Genomic DNA, 7,728 nt, shown 5'->3' with positions numbered 1-7,728 from the left:
TTCACAAAGGCATCAAAGTCCCTGTCTTTTGCCAGAAAATGGATTGACGATTTTTGGAATCCCATTTTTTGGAATTCTACAATTATTTGTTCCAATTAGTTATGTCCCTATCTATATCTACTCTTAATTGGAGAAAACAGCCAACGTTCAGGAAAAATTGGCAGTAATGAAACACCTCTACGACCGATATAAAGTGGATAAGCCCTTCGATTTCTATTTTTTAGACGATGCTTATCAAAAACTCTATTCTCATGAAATCAGAACGGGCAATATAATTTTTGCCTTTACAAGTTTTGCCATTTTAATTGCCTGTCTGGGCTTATTTGGATTAGCAGCTTTTACGGCCGAACGGCGCACCAAAGAAATCGGTATTCGCAAAGTATTGGGTGCAAGTATCGCAAGCATTGTCCGGTTGCTTTCGGGTGAGTTTTTGAAACTTGTCTTGGTGGGTATCATTATCGCCTCACCTATTGCCTATTATTTTATAAATAATTGGTTGCAGGGCTTCGCTCATCGGGTCGATATTACTTGGTGGTATTTTGCCGCTGCTGCATTGTTGGGGCTTATCGTAGCATTCTTAACAGTTAGTTATCAAGCCATTAAAGCCGCGTTGATGAATCCGACGGAATCGTTGAAAACGGAGTAATTAGACGGAGCGTTTTCTAAAAATCTGATTGAAGGGAATTTCGATGCCGATAACCGGATCTTTGATAATCCCTTCAGAGAAAGTCAATTTTTGGCCATCAGGCGTACGAATCGTTATGGTTTGCAAAAGGGGCACTACAATCCAAACTGACTGCACACCTGCCGGAAAATAAACCGTATTTATCTTGTCAGTAATGTCCGTCATGGCCTGTTTGGGCGAGAGAACCTCAATGGCAATAATGGGAGGTTCGGTAATGAAAATAACATCTGTATCCCAGTCTTCGGGTAAATTGGGATATACAGAAACGTCGGGTTTGACGGGTTTACCGTTTAGCTTCATTTCAAGTTCTGGTAAAATATCGTACAAGTCGTCGTAACGTTCCAAGTAGAAGCTAATCCGTTGAATAGTTCGAGAGTGATTAACGGACATAATATCTTCGGTTTGGTATTCCTCAATTAAATCAAAAGGGGATGTTTCCATAATGATTGTTTTTTAACAAATATAACACAAAATAAAGGTAAAAAGCCCAACTCTACCGCGTGGTGATGCCAAACCCTACAATTAAGCTTTTTTAACAAACCCCCGCAACCATTTTGTACGTACTTTGCAAGGCCATTTTAAACGTACAAAACCATGCTTCAAAACTATTTCAAAATCGGTTGGCGCAATCTGCGTAAAAACGGAATATCTACGTTTATCAACATCTTCGGGCTGTCCGTCGGACTGACCTTTACGCTGTTGATCGGCAGCTACGTGTGGGACGAATGGCAGGTCAATGCCGATTTACGAAATATTGATAACCAATACATTATCCAAAGCAAGTGGAAGCAGCCCAACATGGGCATAGAAATTACGTCGCTCGCACCGTTGGCCAAAACCCTGAAAGAGCAATATCCCAATTTGGTTGAAACTTATTACCGTTTTGACGGCGTTTCCACCACGATTTCCAAAGGCGCTAACCATTTTAGAGAAGACATTCAAATCGGTGATTCTACGCTGTTAACCATGTACGGTTTTCCGCTCCTACATGGAGATGCCCGTACGGCGCTGAACCGACCCAACTCGGTCGTTCTTTCTGAAAAAATGGCCCTCAAATACTTCGGCAAAACGGATATTATCGGACAAACCATTCAAATAGAATCGTTTACGAGAGAACGGAAGGGTTTTATGATTACGGCGGTATTGGCTCCCCTACCCTTCAATTCCGTCACTCAATTTGTCAGCACCGAAATCCCGGTCCTGTTGCCCATGAGCAGTTTGGCTTTTTTTGGCCGCGAAGCAGGCATGACAACTTGGGATAATGCCTACGTGGTCAACTACATCGAACTGAAAAAAGGCATCACTCCCACTGATTTACAAAAACCTATTACGCAAACCATTGCTACGAACGCCTCCGAATTGGTAAAAGCGAATCTTGAGGCAATTCTGAAACCGTTACGCACGCTGCACCGCGAAAACAACAACGGACTCATTAACAAAACCCTCCTGACACTCAGTTTAGTAGCTCTGTTCATTGTGTTCATGGCCGTTGTCAATTTCGTTAATATCTCCATTGGCAGTTCGTCAAGTCGACTCAAAGAAATCGGGGTTCGGAAAGTATTGGGGAGTGAAAAAAGACAGGTGATTGGGCAATTCCTGACCGAATCCATTCTCATTGCTTCTTTCAGCACGCTTTTTTCGTTGGTTTTATACGAAGTGACGCGGTCATTTTTTGCCGAAATCTTAGGAAAAGAACTTCGTTCTGTCTTTAGTGCACTCCCCTTCTTTTTAATCAGTGCCCTATTTTTGGGGCTTCTTGTCGGGCTGATTGCCGGGGCTTATCCAGCTTTCGTGCTGTCGTCGTTACCGTCCATTGACTCCATGAAAGGCAAAATGAAAACTGTCAACCAAAAAAGCATTTTCCGCTACTCACTGATGACCGTTCAGTTTGCCATTGCGCTGTTTGTCTTTGGGGCCGCCGTCGTCATTGCCCGACAGGTTAACTATTTCTTTGACAAAGACTTAGGCTATTCCAAAGAATCCATTGTGTGGGCTGCCGTTCCGCGCGATTGGTCTGCGCAGGGCATTGAAAAAATGGAAACCATCCGCAAAGAAATGACTCGCCTGCCCGACGTGCGCGAAGCCAGTCTGTCGTTTGAAATTCCAAATGGAAAAACGGGCTTTCAATCAGGGCTTTTCCGCGTAGGCCAGGACTCTACGCAAGCCGTCTTTGTGCCCGTTTTGCAAACCGACGAAAACTATGTGCGCACCTACCAAATCCCTATAAAAAGCGGTACGTTTTTTCACCAATCGCAACAAACGTTTGCCCCCGACCGTATTGTGTTGAACGCCAAGGCGGCTAAAGTGTTGAATTTCTCCACCCCTGAAGCGGCTCTTGGGAAGCAGGTAAGATTACAGGGTTTCCCACAACCGTTTACCGTGGTCGGCGTCACCGGCGATTTTCATTTTGAATCCATGCGCCAGAACATCGGCCCCTTGGCTTTCATTCATCTCAAAACCACCAACGTGTACCGTTATTTTTCCTTCAAAATTCAATCTGCTTCGTTGAAAAAATCAGTGGCTTCGCTCGAAAAAAAGTGGAATGAATTGCTGCCGGGAGCGCCGTTTGAATTCAAATTTTTGGATGAAATGCTTCAGAATTTGTATCAATCGGAAGTACGACTCAAAAAAGCCGCGCAGTTAGCTACCGTTTTATCCATCATTATTGTGCTTTTGGGAGTGATCGGCATGGTATCGCTGAGCGTAGCGCGTCGCACCAAAGAGTTGGGCATTCGCAAGGTATTGGGTGCCTCGGGCGTCAGTTTAGTGATGCTGTTTTTGAAAGAATTTTTGGTGGTGAGTACAGTGGCTGCGCTCATTTCTTTTCCGCTGGTGTTAATGACCATGAATCAATGGCTTCAAAACTACGCGTATCGCATCGAAATGAGTTGGCTTCCTTTTGCGGCCGTTGGAATTGTTTTTGGCTTATTGATTATCTTTCTGGTTGGTTTTCAAACCTTTAAAGCAACGTTAATGAACCCAACCCGGTCGTTGCGCTCTGAATAACAAACTTTTACATTTCGTTTACATTCTTTTACAGGCATTTTTCTTTTTGTTCGGTTGTATCGGATACTTTTGTTTCCATCGAGATGAACGCGGAAACAACCGACAGAAATGAAACCAATCAAAGTACCGGCAAGAAGTTTATACAAGAGAAGAGCAAAACTGTTTTTCCTGCCGGTATTATGCCTTTTCAGCACTCTCTGCAACGGGCAATCAAAACTGATAAAGAGCCAAGGCTCGGATCAGTATCAGAATGTTCATTGTGGATTGCAGGATAAGGCCGGGAATATGTGGTTCGGCACCACAGGCGAAGGGGTTTATTGCTACGATGGTAAATCATTTACCAATTTTACGACGAAAGATGGGTTGAGCAGTAATACAGTTTGTTCTATTTTAGAAGATAAAGCTGGAAATATTTGGCTCGGCACCATTGCCGGACTTTGTCGGTATGCCCCCAAAGGGGCAGGTGGGAAAAACTTTACCATTATTCCAATCGCCGTATCAAATTGCCGCTTTTTCAATCCTATTACTCCCGTAAACAATAACTCATCCGCAAAGAATGCCGTGTGGAGTATGTTTCAGGATAAAAGCGGCACCCTTTGGTTCGGCACTTCTGAGGGTGTCTATTGCTACGCAGGAAAATCATTTACCCGTTTTTTAGATAACAAGAGTATCATCAATAAAAATGCGCTTCAGCTTAAAAGTATTCAATGCATTTTGGAAGATAAAGCAGGAAATATGTGGTTTGCCTCTTGGAACCGTGAGGGTGTGTGTCGTTTTGATGGTAAAACTGTAGCCTCTTTCAAACCGAATGATGATGATATGGTTTATTCCATTTTGCAAGATAAAAACGGCAACTTATGGTTCGGTACCAGAGACCATGGCGCGTGTCTTTATGACCCCAAACAAGCAGATGGAAAAGCCTTTACCGATTTTTCAGACATAAAAGTCTTTAGTTCAAGCTGTATTTATTCCATGGCAGAAGATAAATCTGGAAAAATTTGGTTCGGTACAGAGCATGGAAGCGGTGACAAAACTGACACGCTTGGCGGAGTATGGTGTTACGACCCTTCGGCCGCTCGGCGGTCCGATTCGCTCAGGGCAGGTTCAAAATCCTTTAAAAACTTTACAACGAAGGACGGGCTTTCTCATAACTCCGTTTTTAGTGTCACATTGGATAAATCGGGTCAATTTTGGTTTGGCACCAGAGGTCTGGGCTTGTGCCGATACGACCTTAAACAGGCCGTTGGAAAAGCCTTTACCAATTTTGTAGAAAACACGCATAAACAATAGAAGAAATAAACAACTAAAAAATCACAAAAATGAAAAAATCAATGATGCGTCTGCTCGCCACGCTAAGTGTAGTGTTGGCATTCTCTACCACCAACACCTTTTCTAAAGGCGGTGAAAACTACTTTTATGGTAACCCTCTGGTTTTGAACGGCAAACCCTTGGATTATCAAACTTTTTGGAAAGGAAGTAAAGGCGTATTGGCGCTGGTCAAAGGCAATCCCACTTCGTCAGAAGCCACTAAAGTTCCTTTTAAAATTTACCTCAAACACGATGGGCAGGTGATTAACAAAGGTCTATCTTCCGATTCACGTGAATTGTACGAAGTAGAAATAGCCCATATTCTGGCATTAGCCCGTTTTGGTGACCAACTCATTATCGAACCTGCTCGCGAAAGCGATGCCAAGGCTAAACGCGTCATCAATTTGACCAAGATTGACTTAATGTACATGATTTTCAGCCCTATGTTTGCCAAACAAAAAGGCGGCGACGGGTGCTAAATTCTCTTTATCATTTTGGAAGAAATGAACAGCCATGAAATTTAATTTTAACTAATGAAAAAGCATTTCTTACCAAACCAACTGTATCTGTTGTTACTGTTAGTGGTTTTTGTTACTTCCTGCAAACCGCAAAACAAACCTGAAAACGCAGATGGCAGCGTAACTGAGCAGATAGCTTCAAGCACAACGCCAACCGGTACTATTTTCGGAGCAAATACATCCGCCGAAATTGACGAAAACATCCGCAGTATCTTTCAGGACAACAATGGGATTTATTGGTTTGGCACAAATGCCGCAGGAGTGTATCGGTATGACCCCAAACAGGCCGCTGGGAAAAACCTAACTCAGTTTACGGAAAAGGATGGGTTAGCCAACAATCAGGTTCAATCCATTCAGGAAGACAACGCAGGCAACATTTGGTTTGGTACGGGAAGATTCGGCGTCAGTCGCTTTGATAGTAAAACCTTTACCACATTTACCACAAAAGAAAGTTTGGAATTAAACAACGATTGGAAAAAAGAACCGGACAATCTATGGTTTTATGCAGGAGGCGGAGCTTATCGCTACAATCCCAAACGGGCAGTTGGCCATTCGTTGACTTATTTGCCTTTTCCTAAACCGGATTTTGACGCTAAGTATACATCCGCCCCGCCTGAGAATCTTAGCCGCTACGCTGTTTACTGTACGTTGAAAGATACAAAAGGGAATCTTTGGTTCGGCACTCAGGCAAATGGCGTGTGCCGCTACAATGGAAAAACCTTTACTTGGTTTAGGGAAAAAGGCTTGGCTGGTCCGGCAGTTCTTGCGCTGTTTGAAGATAAAAACGGAAATATTTGGTTTGGCAACAATGGCTCCGGATTATTCCGATACGATGGAAAATCGCTAACCAACATTACCGAAGAAAAAGGACTGAGCAATAAGGAATTCAGCGTATCCAATAAACCTGGCCCAGGTACTCTGGCTCGTATTTATTCGATAAACGAGGACAATACTGGAAATCTTTGGATAGGAACGGTTGACGCAGGAGTTTGGCGATACGATGGTAACCAATTAACGAATTACACGGCCAAAGATGGGCTTACAAGTAATGCTGTCAATACTATTTATAAAGACAAAAAAGGGGAGCTTTGGTTTGGGACAGACGCCGCAGGTATGTGTAAATTCAATGGGTTATCCTTCACTAAGTTTGTGGTTAGATAGCATTCTACATTGGGCACGGCGTCTAATACTGTGTTAGTGGTCATTGTAGGACGTCACTTAGACATCGAACATACATTAGAAATGAAACAAAAAATATGAAAAAAATCATTTATGCGCTGATCTTACCGCTGGTTGTGGTAAGCGGACTGGTACTTGCTAATCGCGAAATCAAAAATGAAACTTCTAAAAAGTCAATCCCAAAGCCTTCGGGCGGCGTTCCGCTCTCTGCTGCTGAAAGGAACGCCGCATTGAAAAAATGGGAGGCTACCCCGGATGGTATAATGTTCAAAAAATGGGAAGCGTCTCCCGCAGGCAAAAAAGTGTATGCCAGTGAAGCTAAAATAAGGAAGCATATAAGTGCTTTTACCAATATGGAGGGAGTTGTAACCTCTCTTTCTCTTCCGCCAGGCTCAAGATTAGGTTTCGGAGTGATGGTAAGGATTAATGGTGACGATTATATTGTAAAATTTGAGCCAGAAAAGTCTCAACTTGAGCAATTGTACAGTCTGAAAGTTAACGACAAAATAATTATAAAAAGCCATAGCGTATCGCACGCGCCCAAGTATTCCTATCCAATAGTATCGGGCGACTATGTAGAACGAGATAGTAAAGTAATTTTTAAACGTGTCCCCCGAAAAGGCGGTTGCTAAGTAAATAAATTATGAAATACGCACACGTAATGCTTTGTTGTTGATGGTTGTTTTTCACACCTCCTGTGGACAAAACCAAACAAACACATCAAAAGATAATATCAAGTCTGAAATCACAGACACACTCACTTCTAACATTTGGGATATCGAGCAAGATAGAAATGGGAATATTTGGTTTGCAGCGAGCGATGGTGTTTTTCGATACGATCCCAGACGGGCAGTTGGAAAATCGTTTACCAAAATCACAGGCCAACTGATCTCAGAGCCTTTTTTTTCTGTTTTTTTGAAAACTCAGTAAAAGTGTAAATACTTAATAATGCGTGATTTAATTTTTTAAATTGGAATAAAATTTGGCAAAAAGTACCTTTGACAGAATTATGGGACACTTTGATACTTATAT

At 42.6% G+C, this 7,728-nt stretch carries 8 protein-coding genes; 7 read left to right on the top strand and 1 reads right to left on the bottom strand.

The window, feature by feature from the left end; all coding sequences use genetic code 11:
• Positions 1–127: 127 nt before the first annotated feature.
• Entirely contained in the window at positions 128–646 is a 519-nt protein-coding gene (locus Q0081_RS21450; protein ID WP_298358323.1) for an ABC transporter permease, read from the top strand.
• Here the strand turns inward: Q0081_RS21450 and Q0081_RS21445 are convergent, their stop codons facing one another.
• Complete coding sequence (locus tag Q0081_RS21445) at positions 647–1,126, bottom strand: Uma2 family endonuclease (RefSeq protein WP_298358321.1); 480 nt, start codon at positions 1,124–1,126, stop codon at positions 647–649.
• A gap of 153 nt (positions 1,127–1,279) precedes the next feature.
• Between Q0081_RS21445 and Q0081_RS21440 the strand changes: the two genes are divergently transcribed.
• From Q0081_RS21440 to Q0081_RS21415, 6 genes are all read left to right on the top strand, one after another.
• Positions 1,280–3,691: an ABC transporter permease gene (locus Q0081_RS21440; protein WP_298358319.1), complete on the top strand. Its 2,412-nt coding sequence runs from the start codon at positions 1,280–1,282 to the stop codon at positions 3,689–3,691.
• A 108-nt stretch (positions 3,692–3,799) separates the two neighbouring features.
• Entirely contained in the window at positions 3,800–4,981 is a 1,182-nt protein-coding gene (locus Q0081_RS21435) for a two-component regulator propeller domain-containing protein (RefSeq protein ID WP_298358317.1), read from the top strand.
• A 29-nt stretch (positions 4,982–5,010) separates the two neighbouring features.
• Entirely contained in the window at positions 5,011–5,478 is a 468-nt protein-coding gene (locus tag Q0081_RS21430; protein ID WP_298358315.1) for a hypothetical protein, read from the top strand.
• Positions 5,479–5,532: 54 nt separating this feature from the next.
• The gene (locus Q0081_RS21425; RefSeq protein ID WP_298358313.1) at positions 5,533–6,678 is read left to right on the top strand and encodes a two-component regulator propeller domain-containing protein; all 1,146 of its coding nucleotides are present in this window, start codon (positions 5,533–5,535) and stop codon (positions 6,676–6,678) included.
• Between the two features lie 95 nt (positions 6,679–6,773).
• Positions 6,774–7,328 (top strand): hypothetical protein, encoded by a 555-nt coding sequence (locus Q0081_RS21420; protein ID WP_298358311.1) that lies wholly within the window; start codon positions 6,774–6,776, stop codon positions 7,326–7,328.
• Between the two features lie 43 nt (positions 7,329–7,371).
• The gene (locus Q0081_RS21415; protein WP_298358309.1) at positions 7,372–7,626 is read left to right on the top strand and encodes a two-component regulator propeller domain-containing protein; all 255 of its coding nucleotides are present in this window, start codon (positions 7,372–7,374) and stop codon (positions 7,624–7,626) included.
• The last annotated feature ends 102 nt before the right edge of the window (positions 7,627–7,728 follow it).

Source organism: Runella sp. (assembly GCF_027484545.1).
Taxonomy (GTDB): Bacteria; Bacteroidota; Bacteroidia; order Cytophagales; family Spirosomataceae; genus Runella.
Note: the sequence above shows the minus strand (reverse complement) of the source record. Positions and strands in the feature narration are given on the sequence as shown.

What these genes read in the sequence shown, in the direction of transcription:
- Q0081_RS21445 (WP_298358321.1), bottom strand. Translation starts at nt 1,126, where the DNA reads ATGGAAACATCCCCTTTTGATTTAATTGAGGAATACCAAACCGAAGAT.
- Q0081_RS21440 (WP_298358319.1), top strand. Translation starts at nt 1,280, where the DNA reads ATGCTTCAAAACTATTTCAAAATCGGTTGGCGCAATCTGCGTAAAAAC.
- Q0081_RS21435 (WP_298358317.1), top strand. Translation starts at nt 3,800, where the DNA reads ATGAAACCAATCAAAGTACCGGCAAGAAGTTTATACAAGAGAAGAGCA.
- Q0081_RS21430 (WP_298358315.1), top strand. Translation starts at nt 5,011, where the DNA reads ATGAAAAAATCAATGATGCGTCTGCTCGCCACGCTAAGTGTAGTGTTG.
- Q0081_RS21425 (WP_298358313.1), top strand. Translation starts at nt 5,533, where the DNA reads ATGAAAAAGCATTTCTTACCAAACCAACTGTATCTGTTGTTACTGTTA.
- Q0081_RS21420 (WP_298358311.1), top strand. Translation starts at nt 6,774, where the DNA reads ATGAAAAAAATCATTTATGCGCTGATCTTACCGCTGGTTGTGGTAAGC.
- Q0081_RS21415 (WP_298358309.1), top strand. Translation starts at nt 7,372, where the DNA reads ATGGTTGTTTTTCACACCTCCTGTGGACAAAACCAAACAAACACATCA.